The sequence below is a fragment of the Pseudomonas sp. AC136 genome (assembly GCF_979258585.1).
The window spans coordinates 3,343,903-3,361,254 of the sequence record NZ_OZ409865.1 but is presented as its reverse complement, the minus strand read 5'-3'; the positions used below and the strand labels follow the sequence as shown (position 1 = coordinate 3,361,254).

General features: G+C 62.7%; 17 protein-coding genes. 12 read left to right on the top strand and 5 right to left on the bottom strand.

The window, feature by feature from the left end:
• Positions 1–155: 155 nt before the first annotated feature.
• Both ACZZZU_RS14875 and ACZZZU_RS14870 read right to left on the bottom strand, forming a co-directional pair.
• Entirely contained in the window at positions 156–1,436 is a 1,281-nt protein-coding gene (locus ACZZZU_RS14875) for a nucleotide disphospho-sugar-binding domain-containing protein (protein ID WP_463551046.1), read from the bottom strand.
• A 198-nt stretch (positions 1,437–1,634) separates the two neighbouring features.
• Complete coding sequence (locus tag ACZZZU_RS14870; RefSeq protein ID WP_122492307.1) at positions 1,635–2,561, bottom strand: GntR family transcriptional regulator; 927 nt, start codon at positions 2,559–2,561, stop codon at positions 1,635–1,637.
• A gap of 195 nt (positions 2,562–2,756) precedes the next feature.
• Here ACZZZU_RS14870 and ACZZZU_RS14865 point away from each other — a divergent pair, with 195 nt between their 5' ends.
• The 9 genes from ACZZZU_RS14865 (at position 2,757) to ACZZZU_RS14825 (ending at position 11,454) form a co-directional block, all read left to right on the top strand.
• Positions 2,757–3,815, top strand: coding sequence for a polyamine ABC transporter substrate-binding protein (locus ACZZZU_RS14865; RefSeq protein WP_463384344.1), 1,059 nt, complete (start codon positions 2,757–2,759; stop codon positions 3,813–3,815).
• 167 nt (positions 3,816–3,982) lie between these two features.
• Positions 3,983–4,843 (top strand): ABC transporter permease, encoded by an 861-nt coding sequence (locus ACZZZU_RS14860; protein WP_463551045.1) that lies wholly within the window; start codon positions 3,983–3,985, stop codon positions 4,841–4,843.
• A complete protein-coding gene (locus tag ACZZZU_RS14855) occupies positions 4,840–5,646 on the top strand; it encodes an ABC transporter permease (protein WP_122492304.1) in 807 nt (268 codons plus the stop codon). The genes ACZZZU_RS14860 and ACZZZU_RS14855 overlap by 4 nt, the downstream gene beginning before the upstream one ends.
• Positions 5,639–6,781, top strand: coding sequence for an ABC transporter ATP-binding protein (locus tag ACZZZU_RS14850; protein WP_463551044.1), 1,143 nt, complete (start codon positions 5,639–5,641; stop codon positions 6,779–6,781). Before ACZZZU_RS14855 ends, ACZZZU_RS14850 begins: the two co-directional genes overlap by 8 nt.
• Before the next feature lie 40 nt (positions 6,782–6,821).
• Entirely contained in the window at positions 6,822–8,105 is a 1,284-nt protein-coding gene (locus tag ACZZZU_RS14845; RefSeq protein ID WP_463551043.1) for a nucleotide disphospho-sugar-binding domain-containing protein, read from the top strand.
• Positions 8,098–8,460 carry a cupin domain-containing protein gene (locus tag ACZZZU_RS14840; RefSeq protein WP_463551042.1) on the top strand — a complete coding sequence of 121 codons (363 nt, stop codon included), beginning with the start codon at positions 8,098–8,100 and terminating at the stop codon, positions 8,458–8,460. The genes ACZZZU_RS14845 and ACZZZU_RS14840 overlap by 8 nt, the downstream gene beginning before the upstream one ends.
• 113 nt (positions 8,461–8,573) lie before the next feature.
• Positions 8,574–8,918 carry a cupin domain-containing protein gene (locus ACZZZU_RS14835; RefSeq protein WP_122449875.1) on the top strand — a complete coding sequence of 115 codons (345 nt, stop codon included), beginning with the start codon at positions 8,574–8,576 and terminating at the stop codon, positions 8,916–8,918.
• A gap of 5 nt (positions 8,919–8,923) precedes the next feature.
• Positions 8,924–9,922, top strand: a complete 999-nt coding sequence (locus ACZZZU_RS14830; RefSeq protein WP_463551041.1) for an aminoglycoside phosphotransferase family protein — start codon at positions 8,924–8,926, stop codon at positions 9,920–9,922.
• Positions 9,923–9,972: 50 nt separating this feature from the next.
• A complete protein-coding gene (locus ACZZZU_RS14825) occupies positions 9,973–11,454 on the top strand; it encodes an aldehyde dehydrogenase family protein (RefSeq protein ID WP_463551040.1) in 1,482 nt (493 codons plus the stop codon).
• A gap of 23 nt (positions 11,455–11,477) precedes the next feature.
• Here ACZZZU_RS14825 and ACZZZU_RS14820 read toward each other — a convergent pair whose 3' ends face one another.
• The 3 genes from ACZZZU_RS14820 to cbiE are packed head-to-tail and all read right to left on the bottom strand — an operon-like array spanning position 11,478 to position 14,536.
• A complete protein-coding gene (locus tag ACZZZU_RS14820; protein ID WP_463551039.1) occupies positions 11,478–12,236 on the bottom strand; it encodes a cobalt-precorrin-6A reductase in 759 nt (252 codons plus the stop codon).
• A complete protein-coding gene (locus ACZZZU_RS14815) occupies positions 12,233–13,330 on the bottom strand; it encodes a cobalt-precorrin-5B (C(1))-methyltransferase (protein WP_463551038.1) in 1,098 nt (365 codons plus the stop codon). The genes ACZZZU_RS14820 and ACZZZU_RS14815 overlap by 4 nt, the downstream gene beginning before the upstream one ends.
• Positions 13,331–13,333: 3 nt before the next feature.
• A complete protein-coding gene (gene cbiE / locus ACZZZU_RS14810) occupies positions 13,334–14,536 on the bottom strand; it encodes a precorrin-6y C5,15-methyltransferase (decarboxylating) subunit CbiE (RefSeq protein WP_463551037.1) in 1,203 nt (400 codons plus the stop codon).
• A gap of 113 nt (positions 14,537–14,649) precedes the next feature.
• Between cbiE and cobG the strand changes: the two genes are divergently transcribed.
• Genes cobG through ACZZZU_RS14795 form a run of 3 tightly spaced genes read left to right on the top strand, consistent with a single transcriptional unit; the run spans position 14,650 to position 17,350 of the window.
• On the top strand, positions 14,650–15,978 hold the full coding sequence (gene cobG / locus ACZZZU_RS14805) for a precorrin-3B synthase (RefSeq protein ID WP_463551036.1): 1,329 nt from the start codon (positions 14,650–14,652) through the stop codon (positions 15,976–15,978).
• Entirely contained in the window at positions 15,978–16,604 is a 627-nt protein-coding gene (locus tag ACZZZU_RS14800; protein ID WP_463551035.1) for a precorrin-8X methylmutase, read from the top strand. The genes cobG and ACZZZU_RS14800 overlap by 1 nt, the downstream gene beginning before the upstream one ends.
• Entirely contained in the window at positions 16,604–17,350 is a 747-nt protein-coding gene (locus ACZZZU_RS14795) for a precorrin-2 C(20)-methyltransferase (protein ID WP_463540622.1), read from the top strand. Before ACZZZU_RS14800 ends, ACZZZU_RS14795 begins: the two co-directional genes overlap by 1 nt.
• The last annotated feature ends 2 nt before the right edge of the window (positions 17,351–17,352 follow it).

Below are 17,352 nucleotides of genomic sequence, written 5' to 3'. Positions count from 1 at the left end.
CTACGCGCTCGTACTACGCCGAAATCAGCTAACCGAGAAAGGTGGCGATAATGGCTCAATGATGGCAATTTCGTCCATGAAGAAATTGACATTCAAGACGGCAAATAGTGCGCCAAATGGCGTAGAAAGCTGGGTTTTCCAGAAAAAACAGCAGGTTATGTCGTCAACGTGAGGATGGCCTTTGCCGCCACAATACTGCCCGGATTGGCCTGCATAGTGGCACTGATGCCCTGCAAGCGAGCAGCCAGCGCCTCGTCTGCCAGTAATTGGCGCAGCGCGTTTGGCAGCGCCGCCAGCGGTTCGGCAAAGCGCGGAAGGTAAGCGCCTACACCCACTTCTTCGGCACGACGGGCGTTGTCGTGGCCGTCCCAGCAGTACGGAATCACCACCGACGGCAGGCCGAAATACAGCGCCTCGCAGAAGCTGTTGTTGCCGCCGTGATGCACGAACAGCCTGCATTCGCGCAGCACGGCTGGCTGCGGGAACCAGCTGTCGAGATAGACGTTGTCAGGCACGCTGTCGTACATCTCGCGGTACGCGCCGACGTTGATCAGAAAGCGGTACGGCAGGTCGGCGACGGTCGCGATCAGCCGCTTCATCATCTGCACATCGGCGGCGCCCAGGCTGCCGAAACTCACGTAGATCAGCGGCGCCTCGTTATGCGCCGGAAACTCGGGCACCACGTATGGCGCCTCGGAGCGCACGCAGCCGTCCAGGTACACATAGCGCTCCGGGGTCAACGGCTGTTCACGTTTGTAACGAACCGGTGTGGGCGACAGCAGCAGGTTCAAATACGGCGAATCTTCGAGAAATTGGCCCGGAAGGTTTGGCGGGTGCTGGCAGCTGTCGAGAAAGCGCGCAAAACGCGCATGGGCCGGCGCCACCGCCTTGTGGTAACGGCTGACAAAGGCCTCGCGCCCCGCCTTGTCATCCGCCGCGCAGCCCGACAAATACGGCGGCACGGCGGCGTCGGGCAACTCGGTTTCGGCACACGACACCATGCGCACCCAGGGGCAGCCGGCGTTGCTGATGGCCGGAAAGGTGACCACGTTGTCGAGCACGATCACGTCGGGGCGCAAGCGGGCGAGCAGTTGCTGCAGCGGTTTTTCGGCGTCGATGGCGGTGTCGATGATCGCTTCCCAAGCCGGTGCGACGTAGCTGTCGATCTGCTCGAGCGGGGTCTGGTCGAAGTAGGGAATGTTCTTCTCGATGAAGGTTTCCCAGTAGTGCTGGTGTTCCGCCGCCGACAACTTGGTTTGCGCAGGAATCGGGAATTCCGGAAATCCGTACTCGGCGAAAATGCCCTGGAAATGGCCGTGGCAAATAAACACCGGCTTGGCGCCAAGCCCCTTGAGCACCTGCGCGATGCCAATGCAATTGAGCGCGGCACCAAAGCTGGCTTCAGGGAAAAAGGCGATCACGGGGTGTTTGGGCATTCACACGAATCCGGCAGGGATATAAACATTTGCTTGAATCCACCGATGCAAGATCGCCGGGTTAGCGGTGATCCATCCAGAATTCTGGATTCCGAAGCGTCGGACCGCCGCCTACGCGGGAATGAGGGTGGATTTCAAAGCGCCTGGGTAAGGCTCGGTATTTTTTAGCACAAAAAAACCGGTCATGTAGGAATTTGCTTACCGGCGTAAGGGACCGATTTGCGGCACGCCACGGTTGGCCGTTTGCGGGCGCTGGGCCGAAGACAGGCGCAAATGCAGGCGCATCAGGTCAGCGGCAATCTCCAGCTGACCCCGTTCGATGTGCTCGATGATGCGCAAATGTTCGCGCAAGGCTTCTTGCAGCCGGTGCACGCTGACCATCGGCAACAGGTTCGGCAAACGGCGCAGCGCCTGGTGATGCAGCAGCGCATCGCGCAGAAACTGATTGCCACAGCTCTGCGCAATGCACTCGTGAAAGCTGATATCGAGTTCGCGAAATTGCTGGGTGTCGAAACTGCTGATGCCCTGGTTCAGCAACGCTTCCATGCCTTCGCGCAGCAGCGCCAGGCGCGCCAAGTCCGCCTCGAAGCCCGGACTGAGCAAGGCTTGCGGCTCCATCAACAGGCGGTAATGGAGGCTGTCTTCCAGCGCGGCGAGGTTGTTCAACAGCGGCCGGAATAACCATGATTGGCCCGGTCCGCGCTCGACCACCTGAGTTTCACTGAGCTGGGTGATGACCTTTTGCGCGGCCGGACGGCCAATGCTGTAGCGGCGCATCAAGTCGCTGACGCTGATGCTGCTGCCCAGACGCCCTGCCATGCGATCGCGCAGCACGGACGTCGCCAGGGCTTCCTCTTCCGCTTGCGGCAGCGCGGCGCTCATGGCCGGGTCGGGCAGCGCCAGCAAGCTGTAGCCCTTGCCGGCCTCGTGGCTGAGCAATTGCTCTTCCTGCAGCAGCTTCAGCGCGGCGCGAACCAGCGTGCGCGACACCTGAAACGTGCGCGCCAAGGCTTGCTCAGAAAGCGCCTGACCGACCACCAGACCGCTTTCCTGCACGTGTTCAAGAATGCGTCGGGCCAATTCCAGGTGGTTGCCCCGTGGTTTTTTTTCGCTGCTGGTGGTCACGCCTGTTTATCCCTGTCGATCAGTGCTGGGCACCTTATTCCATAGGAGCGGTGGGCAACAACAACAGCGCACCGGGAAGAAAAAACCGTTGACACAGGAAATTTCCGGTCTTAATTTCGGAAAAAAAACATATTAGCTAGATTTTGCAGCACTGCCTTCGAACACCAACAACAACAGTCGTTAGGAGCGCGCAACATGAGTAAGCTGAAAAACCTGTTGTCTCTGGGTTTCGCTGTATCGCTGGCCGTATCGGCTCAAGCCGTCAGCGCCAAAGACCTGGTCATCTCCATCTGGGACGGCTACATGGCCCCCGATGCGCTAGAGAAATTCAAGGCCGCCAGCGGCGTCGACACTGACAAAGCGCTGCACGCCACCAACGAAGAAATCATGGGCAAGCTGATGGCCAACGGTGGCGAAGGCTACGACGTGGTCTTTGTTTCTTCTCCGTTCGCCGAGGTGCTGCATAAACAAGGTTTGCTGGCCGACATCGACCCGGCCAAAGTGCCCAACCTGAAAAATCTCTACCCCGAAGCCAACAAGCTCGAGTACGACATCGGCAACAAATTTTCTGTGCCGTACACCTGGGGTACCACCGGTATTTGCTACCGCTCCGACAAAATCGCCACCGCGCCCAGCAGTTGGAAAGAGCTGCTCAACCCCAGCGACGCGCTCAAAGGCAAAGTCACCCTGCTCGCCACCGACCGCTGGATGCTCGGCGCCGGTTTCCTCGCCAACGGCTGGTCGGTGAACGACGCCGATGCCAAGCACCTGGCAACCGTGCGTGACGAACTGATCGCCGCGAAGAAGCGCATCCTGTCCTTCGACGACACCACCTTCTACTCCAAGCTCGCCTCCGGCGAAGCGCTGATGGCCCATGCCTGGGACGGCTGGTGCAACTACGGCACCACCGACAACGCGGCGATCAAATTCGTGGTGCCCAAAGAGGGTTCGGATTTGTGGGTAGACACCATGGTCGTGCTCAAAAGCTCCAAGCACCCGGAAGAAGCCTTCAAGTTCGTGAACTTCATGCTGGCCAAGGAAAACCACGCCTGGGTCGCGGAAAACATCCTCTACAAAGTGCCCAACCAGGCCGCCATGGAAGGGCTCTCGCCTGAGCTGCTGCAGAAATACCCCAACCTGACCACGGCTCCAGCTGAGCTGCTGAAGATGGAGCAATTGAGGGATGTCGGTGGCAGCACGCAAAAAGCGTATACCCGCGCCGTCACCGAAATCATGGCCTCTGAGTCCAACTGACGGACTCCTGGGCCTCGGCCATACGGCGTTGAACGCGTGCCGAAAATGCTCACGTACTTAAGTACGCTGCGCTTTTCGCCCCACGTTCGCCTTGTCTGGCTCTAGCCCAGTAGCCCTCGATTTCAGGCAGCTATCGCTGCCTCAACCAAGCGTTACGAGAATCCTGAATGAGTTCATTGCACGCTGATAGGAAACTATCGGCCTGGCTTCTGACGCCCGGGCTTGGCTGGCTGCTGCTGTTTTTAGTGCTGCCTTGCCTGCTGGTGTTGGTGTACAGCTTCGTCGAGCGCGGTGCCTATGGCGGCATTGAGTGGACGTTTACCTGGGACAATTACCAGCGCGCCTTCGACCCGCTGTACCTGGGCATCTTGCTCAAGTCGGCAAAAATCGCCGCGCTGGCCACGTTGTTCGCGGTGCTGATCGGCTACCCGGCGGCGTATGCCATTGCCCGCGCGCCGCGCCACCGTCAGCCGGTGTATCTGTTTCTGGTGATGCTGCCGTTCTGGAGCAATTACCTGATCCGCACGTACGCCTGGATCGTGCTGCTCAACCGCGAAGGCTTGCTGAATAAACTGTTCAGCCTGCTGGGTTACAGCGGCGACCCCATCAGCCTGCTGTACACCGAAAGCTCGGTGGTGCTGGGCCTGGTTTACAACTACATCCCCTTCGTAATTTTGGCGATTTACTCGTCGCTGTCGCGCATCAATGGCGAGCTGTGGGAAGCCTCGCGCGACCTCGGCGCCTCCGGCTGGATGACCTTTCGCCGCGTGATTCTGCCCTTGAGCGTGCCGGGCATCGCCGCAGGTTCCGTGTTCGTGTTTGTGCTCAGCATCGGCAACTTCATCACTGCTGATCTGCTCGGCGGCAAGCAGGTGCAGATGGTCGGCAACCTCATCTACTCGCAGTTCCTCACGGCGCGTGACTGGCCGTTCGGCTCGGCGCTGAGCTTTATCCTCATCGCCATCATGTTGCTGCTGTTGTTCGTGCAGGCGCTGCTGGCCCGTCGCGCAGCGGAGGGCAAAGCATGAGCCGTCAAACCATGGCCAGCTCGACCGCACTCGGCGTGCATTTGTGGCTGGTGTACGCCTTTTTGTATGTGCCGATCCTGGTGCTGATTCTGCTGTCGTTCAACAAGTCCGGCCTGCCGACTTCCTGGAGCGGGTTTTCCCTGAAGTGGTACAGCGCGCTGGCCAATAACAGTGCGGTGCTGTCAGCGGCACTCAATACGCTGATCGTGGCCTTGAGCTCCACGGTTATCGCCTGTGTGCTCGGCACGCTGCTGGCGTTGGGCGTGGAGTTGCGCCGCAAAGGCGACAACAAAGGCTACGTCGCCGACACCCTGTTGATGGCACCGATGATTATCCCGGACATCGTTCTGGCCATCGCCCTGTTGAGCTTTTTCAACTTGGTGAAGATGGGCCTGGGCCTGCATTCCATCGTCATCAGCCACGCAGTATTCAACATCGCCTTTGTCTGCGCCGTGGTGCGCACACGCCTCAAGCACTTCGACTATTCGATTTTGGAAGCCTCGATTGATCTGGGCGCCAGCTGGTTCACCACGCTGCGCCGCGTGCTGCTGCCGGCGATTTTTCCCGGCGTGATGGCGGGCGGATTACTGGCGTTCACCCTGTCGGTGGACGAATTCATCATCGCCTTTTTCAACTCCGGCTCCGGCCAGGCTTCCACCACGTTGCCGATGCAGATCTACGCCATGATCCGCTTCGGTGTGACCCCCGAAATCAATGCCCTGGCAACGCTGGTGATGCTCGTCAGCATCACCGCACTGCTGGCGTCGCAGCGCTTGAACAAGGCCCCGTCTCACCATGAATAAAATCGTCACGAATGAAGCGGCCTTGCGTGAAAGCGCGGCCAATAAAGTGAAAAACGTGCTGGTTCTGGACAAGGTCAGCAAATCGTACGGCGAGCAGTTGGTGGCCGTCGACCAGGTGTCGCTGAGCATCCGCGAGAACGAATTCTTCGCCCTGCTCGGGCCAAGCGGCTGCGGCAAAACCACCTTGTTGCGCATGCTCGCCGGTTTCGAAACACCGAGCGGCGGCTGCATTTATCTGGACGGCACCGACATCTCGCCGCTGCCGGCCAACAAGCGTCCGCTGAACCTGATGTTCCAAAGCTACGCGCTGTTCCCGAACATGACCGTGCGCAAGAACATCGCCTACGGCCTGGAGATGGAAAAGTTGCCCGCCGCTGAAATTCGCCAGCGTGTGGACGCCGTGCTCGCCACCGCGCAACTGGGCGAGTTGGCCGAGCGCAAGCCCGATCAACTTTCTGGCGGCCAACGTCAGCGCGTGGCCCTGGCCCGTGCGCTGGTGAAACGCCCGCGCGTGCTGCTGCTCGATGAACCGCTTGGCGCGCTGGATAAAAAGCTGCGGGAAAAGATGCAGCTCGAACTCAAGCGCCTGCAACACGAGAGCGGCATCACCTTCATCATCGTCACCCACGACCAGGAAGAAGCGTTGGTGATGTCCGACCGCATGGCCGTGCTCAATGGCGGCAAGGTCTGCCAATGCGGCTCGCCGGCCGAGCTGTATGAAAACCCCAACAGCCGCTTCGTCGCCAACTTCATTGGCGTGAGCAACATCCTCGAAGGCGTGCGCCAGACCGACAGCAGCGTGGTGGTTCGTAACCGCAGCCTCAAGGTGGAGTCGGCGGTGGGCGAGCTGAGCGGCGAAGCGGTGGCGCTGGTGATCCGCCCGGAGCGCTTGCAGGTGCTCAGTTCGACCACGCCGCTGGCCGACGAACAAGCCTGCGTCAATCAGGTAGACGGGCAGATCGTGGAAGTGGCTTACCACGGCCTCGACACCAACCTGCACGTGCAAACCGCACTCAGCGACAAACCGCTGATCGTGCGCGTGCCCTCCTCGCAAGTGGACAACGCCCGGTTTGAACAGGGCGCCAGCATTCGTCTCGGCTGGCAGACGCGGCACGCCCGCGTGCTGACCCGCTAGCCCCACCCCCACCCTTTTACGTTCGGCAGGAGTAGGCGTCATGAAGCAAAAGGTCATCGCTTTTTTTCCCGAGGCGGCATACGGCCCGGCATTGAATTCCGTGGGCATCGCCCAGGCGTGCGAAGCGCTGGGGCACAAGGCGGTGTTTCTCACCGACCCTGGCATGAGCGGTGTGTATTCGGGCTACGGGTTTGAAGAGCACATGGTGAATATGTCGGCGCCGATGCCGGCCGAAGAAATGGCCAAGTACTGGGTCGACTTCATCAACGGCCACATTCCCAACTTCCGCAAATCGCCGCTCGAGCAAATTCCCAACTACGTGAAGGAATGCTGGGCCGCCATCGTCGAAACCGCCAAGTGGGCCGAGAAAGATCTGCCTGGCGTACTGGCCAAGGTGCAGCCGGACCTGATCTGCGTCGACAACGTGATTCTGTTCCCCGCCATCAAGCAATACGGCAAGCCGTGGGTGCGGATTATTTCCTGCTCGGAAAACGAGATCGAAGACCCGGATATTCCGCCGCATCTGTCGGGCATGAGCGTGCACGACAAAGCCGGGCACGCCGAATTCCGTCGCCGCTTCGAAGAAGAGGTCGGGCCCATTCATGCCGACTTCAACGAATTTCTCGTCGCCCACGGCGAACAACCCTACCCGCTCGGCACCTTCTTCGAAGCCTCGCCGTTCATGAACCTGTTGCTCTACCCGGACCCGGTGAAGTTCGAACGTCGTCACGCGCTGCCGCCTGAGCAGTTTCACTACCTGCAAGGCTGCGTGCGCGCCGACAAGCCGTACGACATTCCCGAATTCAAAGCCAACAACGACAAGCCGCTGCTGTACGTGAGCTTTGGCAGCCTGGGTTCGGGCGATGTCGACTTGCTCAAACGCTTGATCGTCGCCATCGGCAAGCTGCCGTACCGCGCGCTGTTCAACGTCGGCGAGCATCTGGACGAATACGCCGACCTGCCCGACAACGTGCTGATTTCCAACTGGTACCCGCAGCCGTCAGTGATCGAAAAGGTCGACGCGGTTATCCACCACGGCGGCAACAACAGCTTCACCGAATGCCTGTTCTTCGGTAAGCCGGCCATCGTCATGTCGTACGTGTGGGACGGCCACGACAACGCCATGCGCGCCGAAGAAAGCGGCCACGGTTTCAAGCTTGATCGCTACGAATGGAGCGAGGCCGACCTGGCCGCCAAGCTCGACGCCTGCCTCACCGACAGCGCCATGCGAGCGCGCCTGAAGCAAACCAGCGCGTACATGCAATCACGCAAAGGCCCGCAAGACGCGGCAAAAATTCTCGATGGACTGCTTAACCATGACTGAAGCTAACACCAGCACAGCGCCTGCGCTGTACGACGTCAGCACGCGCACCGACCTGGTGGACTGGGGCGTGCAAAGCGATGCCGTGGAAGGCGTGTCCCACTCCAGCGGCCGCCTACTGTTCAAAGGCCCGAACAACAGCCCGGAAACCGGCTTGTGGGTGTGCACGCCTGGGCGCTGGCGCCTGTCGATTCCGCGCGACGAGCTGTGCCATTTCGTCAGCGGCCGCGCCACCTACCGCGAAGACAACGGCGAAGTGATCGAAGTGAAACCCAACACCCTCGTGCTGTTTCCCGCCGGCTGGACCGGCGAATGCCACGTGCAGGAAACCATTCGTAATTTGTACATGCTGGCGTGAGCCAACGAAGAACCGTGTAGGAGCGGCTTTAGCCGCGATGGGCTGGAACCCAGATCAAGATCATCGCGGCTGAAGCCGCTCCTACAAAAAGCACCTTATAAGGACTTGAAACCATGACCACCCCGCACCTCTACAACCCGCTCGAAATCACCGACCTCAAAGACTGGGGCACCATCCCGACCATGCTCGAGGGCGAGTCGAAAGTCTCCGGCGTGGTGTTGCACAAAGGCCCGGAAGGCCAGTCGGAATGCGGCATCTGGGTCTGCACGCCGGGCAAATGGTTCTGCCACGTCACCAGCGACGAGTTCTGCCATTTCCTCGAAGGCAGCAGCACCTATGTGCATGAAAACGGCGAAGTGATCGAGATCAAACCGGACACTGCCGCCTTCTTCCCCAAAGACTGGAAAGGCACCTGCACGGTCCACGAAACCATCAAAAAGGTTTACATGATCCGGTGATCACCATGGCCGAAACCTACGCTCGCCCTGAACAACGCCGCGCCTTTCTGGCCGGCGCCGGGTACGCCAGCAGTCGCCTTGAGGCGTTGCCGATGGACGCGTCGCGGCGCTGCTATTTCCGTCTGCCCCAGGCCAACTTGTTGCTGATGGATTCGCCGCCCGGCCTGGAACCCATCGTGCCGTTTCTGACCGTGGCCATGCACCTGCGCGAGCTGGGTTTGTCGGCGCCCCATGTGCTGGCCAGCGACGCGGCAGCCGGCCTGGCGCTCATTGAAGATTTCGGCCAAGCCACCTACACACGCCTGCTGGCCATGGGTTACGCCGAACAGCCGCTGTATGAACTGGCGGTGGATGCCTTGGTGCACCTGCACCAGGCGCCGCGAGCGCTGGCGGTGAATGTGCCCGCGTATGACCTGGATGCGCTGTTGGCCGAGGCGGTGCTGTTTATCGACTGGTACGCGCCGCTGCTTGTGGATAAAACCCCAGCGTTGGCCTTGCGCGAGCCGTTCCTGGCGGTCTGTGCACAACTCGCCAGCGCCGTGGCCACACGCCGCGAGGCCTTGGTGCTGCGTGATTTCCATGTGGATAACCTGATGCGCCTGGACGGCCAGGCCGGCGTTAAGGCCTGTGGATTACTGGATTTCCAGGACGCCCTGATTGGCTCCTGCGCTTACGACCTGATGTCGCTGCTCGAAGACGCGCGCCGTGACGTGCCGGAAACCCTGCGCGACCACCTGCTCACTCGCTACCTGGCCCAGCGCCCGGAAGTAGACGCCGAGCAGTTTGGCGCGGATTACCCGGTATTAGCGGCGCTGCGCCACGCTAAGGTGGCCGGCATTTTTGTGCGCCTGGCACAGCGCGACGGCAAGCAGCATTACCTGGCCCATGTACCGCGCGTAATCGGTTTGCTGGACCGCGCCCTGCGCACGCCAGCGCTCTTGCCTCTGCGTGAATTTCTCGACCGTGAGTTACCCGGCTGGGCACAACCGCTGCCCGCCCACTGACTTTTCCTCGGGCTGTGGATAACCCGTCTACCGCCCCGCCTGGAGCCGCTATGAATCACTTCATCAATCCCGACTTCACGACGCCGCACAGCCAACGCCTGCGCGACATCATCAACCCCGCCACGTTGGAGAAGGTGGGCCAGATCGCCCTGGGCGACGAGGCCGATGTAAACACCGCCATCGCAGCCGCCAATGCCGCGCAAAAGCAGTGGCGCAAGGTCGATGCAAAAAGCCGCGCCGCGCTGTTGCACCAGCTGGCCAACGCCATTGAAAGCGAGGTGGCGGTCAACCGCGAAGCCGGCCGCTTGATGACCCTGGAAATGGGCAAACCCTTCCCCGAAGCCATGGGCGAGTTGGCCAACTGCGCACCGATTTTCCGCTACTACGCCGAGATGGCCCGCGACGATGCGGGCAAAGTCGCCGGCACCACGCAACTGGGCTCGTTCCAGCATGTGCGCTACGACGCCATGGGCGTGAGCGTACACATCATGCCGTTCAACTTTCCGGTGCTGCTAATGTGCTGGACCGTCGCCGCGTCGCTTGCCGCCGGTAACGCCTGCATCATCAAACCCGCCGAAGCCACCACGCTGTGCACGTTGAAATTCATGGAGCATTTCCGCGTATTGCCGGCCGGTTTGGTCAGCTGCGTGGCAGGCGATGCGACTACCGCGCAGTTGCTGATTCAATCTGAAGGCACACACGCCGTGGCGTTTACCGGCAGCGTGGCGGCCGGTAAAGCGGTGGCCATGGCCTGCGCCGAGCGCATGAAACCCTGCGTGATCGAAGCGGGCGGCAGCGATGCGCTGATCGTCTCCAAACACGCGCCGCTGGAGGTGGCCGTGGCCGGTTCGGTGACGGCCGCGTTTCACCTGACCGGGCAAATCTGTACCTCGGCCGAGCGCTTCTTCGTGGTCGACGACATTCACGATGCGTTCGTCGAACGCTTCGCCGCCATGACGGAGAAGCTGCGCATCGGGCACGGGCTGGAACACAGCGAAATCGGGCCATTGGTGAGCGAGGCGGCGCGCGACAAAGTGATGCGGCTGGTCGCCGACGCAGTGGCCAAGGGCGCCACCGTGGTCTGTGGCGGAAAAATTCCGCCGAGCCAGCCAGTGGGCTGGTACTACGAGCCGACCATTCTCACCGGCGTCACCCAGGCCATGGATATCCTCCACGAAGAATGCTTCGGCCCGGTGGCGGCGATCTGCAAAGTGGCCGACTTCGACGAAGCCGTGCGCCTGGCCAACGACTCCAGCTTCGGCCTTGGCGCCTCGTTGTTTTCCACTGACCTTGGCGAAGCCATGGAAGCCGCCGACCGCCTGGAAGCCGGCATGGTGTGGGTGAACAACCCGCTGATCGACAACGACGCCCTGCCCTTCGGCGGCTGGAAAATGTCGGGCATGGGCCGCGAACTCGGCCGCCAGGGCCTCGACGCCTTCCGCCGTTCGAAGATGGTGATCATCGACCACCAACCGCAGATTCACGAATGGTGGTACCCGTATAAAGACGAGGTTTTTTACCGCGAAGGCTGAAAAAATCGCGGCTAAACCCGCTCCTACAGACTGCGCGTTCCTGTAGGAGCGGCTTCAGCCGCGATGCTCTTCAGCGCCTCCAGCAACGCCCACCCCTCGCTAAATTCCCGCTCCACCGCCGGCAACACCGGCCGCCGCAGCACCAGCACCGGTACACCCAACTCGCGCGCCACCTGCAATTTCGGCTCGGTGCTCTGGCTGCCGCTGTTTTTGCTGATCAACACGTCGCAGCTCAACTGGGCAAACAGCTCGCGCTCGCTTTCCAGGGAAAACGGTCCGCGCGCGCCGATGATGTCGGCGCGTTCGGTCGGCGGCTGGCTGTGCAGGCAGCGCACAGTCCAGTGCTGGTGAGCGGGAATTTCGTCGAGGTGTTCCAGCGGTTCGCGGCCCAGCGTGAACAGAGGGCGCTTGAACGGCGCGAGGCTGTGGATAAGGTCGTTCCAGTCGGCCACTTCGCGCCAATCATCGCCGGCCTGCGCCTGCCAACCGGGACGGCGCAGCGCCCAGCATGGGACACCAGCAAGCTGGGCGGCGCGCGCTGCGTTGGCGCTGATTTGCGCGGCGTACGGGTGAGTGGCGTCGATCAGCAAACCGATGCCGTTGCCGGTGATGAACTGCGCCAGCCCTTCGGCGCCGCCATAGCCGCCGACACGCACGTTGCAGGGCAAATCATCCGGCACACGGCCAAGACCTGCGAGGCTGTAAATGTCATTGGCGTTCAACTGCCGAGCCAGCGCCAGCGCCTCGGCCACGCCGCCGAGCAGCAGCACCTTCGGCCTCATTGCCCGGCGCCCGCGTAACCGACGACACCGCCCTGGCGGTCGATGGCGAACACTTCCACCTGCACCGTGGCCGGCACAATGCTTTGCGCGAATTTCAGCGCATGGGCGCACACCGCATTGCCCAGTTCGATGCCTTCGGCACTGGCGAGCGCCAGGGCTTGCTGGCTGGTGTTGCTGGAGAGGATTGCGTGCTGCAGCTCGGCGCTGGCGCCAATGGCAGCAGCCCACTTCGCCAGCTGCGGCAGGTCGATGCTGGAGTGGCGGCTGTGCAGGTCCATATGCCCGGCGGCCAATTTGCTGATTTTGCCGAAGCCACCGCACAGGCTCAGTTTGTCGACGGGCGCGATGCGCAAATGCTTGAGCACGGCGCCGACGAAGTCGCCCATTTCCACCAGTGCGGTGTCGTCCAGTTGGTAGTGCTGGCGCATGCGGTCTTCGCTGGCGTTGCCGGTGCAGGCGGCCAGGTGGGTGAAGCCGTTGGCGCGGGCGACATCGATGCCTTGGTGAATGGAGGCGATGTACGCCGCGCAGGAAAACGGCCGCACGATGCCACTGGTGCCGAGGATGGACAGGCCGCCCAAAATGCCCAAGCGCGGGTTCATGGTTTTCAGCGCCAGTGCTTCACCGTTTTCCACGCAGGCCGTCACTTCGAAGCCGCCGCCGTAGCTGTGTTCGATGGCCAGGCTGAACAGATGGCTGGTAATCATCTGCCGTGGCACCGGGTTGATTGCCGGCTCGCCCACGGCCAGGGTCAGGCCCGGTTTGGTCACGGTGCCTACGCCAGGGCCGGCGAAAAACGCCACGCCAGGTTCGGCGCGCAGACGCACGCGGGCGAACACCAGGGCGCCGTGGGTAACGTCGGGGTCGTCGCCAGCATCTTTGAGCGTGCCGGCTTCGGCGCCGTCTTCGAAGGGCCGGCAGAACTCCAAACGCATCAGCACTTCACGGCCTTTGGGCAGCACGATTTCCACGGCATCGCTGACCGTGCCCGCGAGCAACAACCGCGCCGCCGCCAGACTGGTTGCGGTGATGCAACTGCCGGTGGTGTAGCCGCTTCGCAGCGGCGCGGGTTGTTCGGGAGTTTCGTCGCGCATGGCTCAGGGCTTCACGGCATGCAGCAGGGTGATGGGCAGCGCGGCGCGCCAGGTGTCGAAGTCACCCAAGGGTAGCGCCTGGGCCACGGTGATGCGGGTCAACTCGCCGCCATGCTGTTCGCGCCAGGCCACCAGCGCCGCTTCGCTTTGCAAGGTGACGGCGTTGGCGACCAGGCGGCCGCCGGGGCGCACATGGGCCCAACAGTGGTCTAGCACGCCGGGAATGGTGACGCCGCCGCCAATGAAAATGGCATCCGCTTGCGGCAAGCCCTGCAAGGCTTCGGGTGCACTGCCGGCGATCAGTTGCAGGCTCGGCACGCCGAGGGCATCGCGGTTTTGCGCGATCAAGCCCTGGCGTTCGGCGTTGGCTTCCACGGCAATAGCGCGGCAGCTGGGGTGAGCGCGCATCCATTCGATGCCGATGGAGCCACAGCCGGCGCCCACGTCCCAGAGCAACTCACCGGGCATGGGCGCCAGGCGGGCCAGGGTGATGGCGCGTACGTCACGCTTGGTCAGTTGTCCGTCGTGGGCGAAGGCGCTGTCGGGCAACCCTGGCGTCAACGGCAGCAGGCGGGCATCGGTATCGGCAATGCAGTCGATGGCCAGCACATTTAGCGCCGCGACTTCTGGCAAGGCCCAGGCGCTGGCAATGCCATCGACAGCGCGCTGCAACGGGCCGCCCAAATGCTCCAGCACGCGCAACCGGCTGCCGCCAAAACCGCGCTGTACCAACAATTGAGCGATGGTCGCCGGGCTGGAACCGTCGTTACTCAGCACCAGCAGACGCTGTCCGGGATAGATATGAGCGTTCAAGGCGGCAACGGGGCGGGCAACCACAGACAAGCAGGTGACCTCTTGCAACGCCCAGCCCAACTGCGCGGCCGCCAGGGAGAACGACGACGGCGCCGGGTACACCTGCATCTCAGCAGCCGGCACCTGGCGCGCCAGGCTGGCGCCGACGCCGAACAGCATCGGGTCGCCGCTGGCCAGCACGCACACCGGCGTGCCCTGCGCCGCAAGCACCGGGCCAAGGCTGAACGGACTCGGCCAACCCTGACGTTCAGCGCTCAGGCAGTGCGGCAGCAGCTCCAGCTGACGCGGGCTGCCGATGATCAGGCGCGCCTGGAGCAAGGCCCGGCGCGCAGGCTTGCCCAGACCGCTGTAGCCGTCTTCGCCGATTCCCACCACTGTCAGCCACGCCGCCATGGGCACTCCTTTTAAACCGCCGACAAGCAGGCTTTTCCTGGGGTCGGGCAAAGCGGGCATAATAGCGCGTTCGTCGGCACCCACAGCCAGCCACAGCGAACCAGTGAGCCTTTTTGAATAACGTCCAGCCCATGCCCAACGCGCCCCTGCCACGCCATACCGCGTGCCCGGGTTTGCTGCGCATTGTGCAGGCGCTCGACGGTGGCATTTGCCGGGTGAAATTGCCGGGCGGGCGGCTGAGCGTGGCTCAGGCGTTGGCGATTAGCGCCGCCGCCGAACGTCATGCCAGCGGCGTGCTGGAGATCACCAACCGCGCCAACCTGCAGATTCGCGGCGTGCGTGCCGGTGAAGAGCAGGCGCTGATCGCCGTATTGCTGGCGGCTGAGCTGGGCCCGCGCAGCGCTGGCGCTGATGACGTGCGCAACGTGATGCTCAGCCCGGCCGCGGGCGTCGATGCTCAGCAACTGCTCGATGTTCGTCCCCTCGCCGACCGGCTACTCACGCTGCTGGAAACCGAGGAATCGCTGCACCAGCTTTCAGCGAAAATCGCCGTGCAACTGGACGGCGGCGAGGGCATGGCGATGCTTGAGCATCACCACGACCTGTGGCTGAGCGCGCTGGCTGACGGCCGTTTTGTTTTCGGCCTGGCTGGCAAACCCGAAGGCGCCCTGGCGGCGGTAAATGCCGAACAGGTGCCGACGCTGGTGCAAGCGTGTCTCGAACTGTTCCTGCAACGCGCCAGTGCCGAGCACACACGTATGCGCCATCTCTTGGCGACGTGGCCAACGGGGGCCTTTCTTGCCGAGTTGCAACGGCGCTTGCCGTTCGACTTGCAGCAAGACGCCGCCGTTAGCAGCTGGCGTCGCGCGCCTGCCGAAGCCTGGGCGCATCTCGGCGTTCGCCCGCAGCGGCAGCCGGGCCTGGTGATGGTCGGCGCCGCGCCCGCGTTGGGGCGGATCTCGGCGCAACAGCTCGCCGCCGTCGCTGGGCTGGCCCGTGATTCGGTGCACCTCACGCCCTGGCAAAGCCTGCTGCTGCGCGAGGTGCCGCACAACGAGGCGCCACACCTCGCCCAGCAACTGAACGCGCTCGGGTTGCTGACCGACATTGCAATGCCGCTGGCCCGGCTGGTGGCCTGCAGCGGCTCTACCGATTGCAGCAAAGGCCTGGCCGACAGCAAAGGCGACGCCCTGCTGCTGGCCGATGCCCTCGCCCACCGCCACATCGCCATCGAGCAGGTGCACCTCAGCGCGTGCAGCCGCTCGTGCGCCGCCGCTCACACCGCGCCGCACACTTTGCTGGCCGTCGCACCCGGCCGTTACGACCTGTACCAGCGGGACCCTCACCTCAGCGGTTTGGGCCGCGTGCTGGCCCGCCACCTGACTATTCTTGAAGCCGCCGACACACTGGCCGCGCTGCCCGACCCCATGGAAACCCTTTGATGCTTGAGTACATCCGCGATGGCCAGGAAATTTACCGCCACTCGTTTTCCATCATCCGTGCCGAAGCCGACCTGAGCGGCATTCCAGCCGACCTGGAAAAACTCGCCGTGCGCGTGATTCACGCCTGCGGCATGGTCGATGTGGTGCAAGACCTGCGCTTCTCGCCAGGCGCCGGCACGGCCGGGCGCAACGCCCTGGCCGCCGGCGCGCCGATTCTGTGCGATGCCCGCATGGTTTCTGAAGGCGTGACGCGCACTCGTCTGCCGGCCAACAATCCGGTGATCTGCACACTCAATAACGAAGGCGTGCATGACCTCGCCCGCGAGCTGGGCAACACCCGCTCGGCCGTGGCACTCGAACATTGGCGCGCGCATATGGAAGGCGCCGTGGTGGTGATCGGCAACGCGCCGACCGCGCTGTTCTATCTGCTGGAAATGCTCGATGCCGGCGCGCCGAAGCCGGCGCTGATTCTCGGCTTTCCGGTCGGGTTCGTCGGTGCCGCAGAATCGAAAGACCTGCTCGCCGCCGACAGCCGTGGCGTGCCGTACGTGATCGTGCGGGGCCGCCGCGGTGGCAGCGCCATGGCCGCCGCCGCCGTCAACGCCCTGGCCACGGAGGTGGAGTGATGCACGCAAAAGGTCGCCTGCTGGGCATTGGCGTTGGGCCGGGGGATCCGGAACTGATCACCCTCAAAGCCTTGCGCTTGTTACAAGCCGCGCCGGTGATTGGCTACTTCGTGGCGAAAGCCAAAGTTGCCGCCGGCCAGCATGGCAACGCCTTCGGCATCATCGCCGGGCACCTGACCGAGGCGCAGCAGCGCCTGCCGATGGTGTATCCGGTAACCACCGAAAAGCTCGCCCCGCCGCTGAGCTACGAGAACATCATCAGCGACTTCTACGACACCTGCGCCGAGCAGATTGCCGAGCACCTGGAAGCCGGCCGCGACGTGGCGGTGATTTGTGAAGGGGACCCGTTCTTCTACGGTTCCTACATGTACCTGCACGACCGCCTCGCCAGCCGCTACCCCGCTGAAGTGGTGCCGGGCGTGTGCTCCATGCTGGGCGGCGCCTCGGTGCTGGGCATTCCGCTGGTATATCGCAACCAGAGTTTGGCGGTACTGAGCGGCGTGTTGCCGGCCGACGAGCTGAAACAACGCCTAGCCGCCACCGATGCCGCCGTGGTGATGAAGCTGGGGCGCAACTTCGACAAAGTGCGTGGCGTGCTCGAGGAACTGGGCTTGGCTGGCCGGGCGAAATATGTGGAGCGCGCGACCATGGAGAATCAACGGATTGTGCCGCTCGATGAAGTGGAGCCGATGGCCTCGCCGTATTTTTCGTTGATCATCGTGCCGGGGGAGAAGTGGCAGGCGTGAGG

Excerpts from the sequence above, each read along its gene's own strand:
- ACZZZU_RS14840 (WP_463551042.1), top strand. The coding sequence starts at position 8,098 with ATGACTGAAGCTAACACCAGCACAGCGCCTGCGCTGTACGACGTCAGC.
- ACZZZU_RS14865 (WP_463384344.1), top strand. The coding sequence starts at position 2,757 with ATGAGTAAGCTGAAAAACCTGTTGTCTCTGGGTTTCGCTGTATCGCTG.
- ACZZZU_RS14875 (WP_463551046.1), bottom strand. The coding sequence starts at position 1,436 with ATGCCCAAACACCCCGTGATCGCCTTTTTCCCTGAAGCCAGCTTTGGT.
- ACZZZU_RS14850 (WP_463551044.1), top strand. The coding sequence starts at position 5,639 with ATGAATAAAATCGTCACGAATGAAGCGGCCTTGCGTGAAAGCGCGGCC.
- ACZZZU_RS14800 (WP_463551035.1), top strand. The coding sequence starts at position 15,978 with ATGCTTGAGTACATCCGCGATGGCCAGGAAATTTACCGCCACTCGTTT.
- ACZZZU_RS14860 (WP_463551045.1), top strand. The coding sequence starts at position 3,983 with ATGAGTTCATTGCACGCTGATAGGAAACTATCGGCCTGGCTTCTGACG.
- ACZZZU_RS14825 (WP_463551040.1), top strand. The coding sequence starts at position 9,973 with ATGAATCACTTCATCAATCCCGACTTCACGACGCCGCACAGCCAACGC.
- ACZZZU_RS14815 (WP_463551038.1), bottom strand. The coding sequence starts at position 13,330 with ATGCGCGACGAAACTCCCGAACAACCCGCGCCGCTGCGAAGCGGCTAC.
- ACZZZU_RS14820 (WP_463551039.1), bottom strand. The coding sequence starts at position 12,236 with ATGAGGCCGAAGGTGCTGCTGCTCGGCGGCGTGGCCGAGGCGCTGGCG.
- cbiE (WP_463551037.1), bottom strand. The coding sequence starts at position 14,536 with ATGGCGGCGTGGCTGACAGTGGTGGGAATCGGCGAAGACGGCTACAGC.
- ACZZZU_RS14855 (WP_122492304.1), top strand. The coding sequence starts at position 4,840 with ATGAGCCGTCAAACCATGGCCAGCTCGACCGCACTCGGCGTGCATTTG.
- ACZZZU_RS14830 (WP_463551041.1), top strand. The coding sequence starts at position 8,924 with ATGGCCGAAACCTACGCTCGCCCTGAACAACGCCGCGCCTTTCTGGCC.
- ACZZZU_RS14795 (WP_463540622.1), top strand. The coding sequence starts at position 16,604 with ATGCACGCAAAAGGTCGCCTGCTGGGCATTGGCGTTGGGCCGGGGGAT.
- ACZZZU_RS14845 (WP_463551043.1), top strand. The coding sequence starts at position 6,822 with ATGAAGCAAAAGGTCATCGCTTTTTTTCCCGAGGCGGCATACGGCCCG.
- ACZZZU_RS14835 (WP_122449875.1), top strand. The coding sequence starts at position 8,574 with ATGACCACCCCGCACCTCTACAACCCGCTCGAAATCACCGACCTCAAA.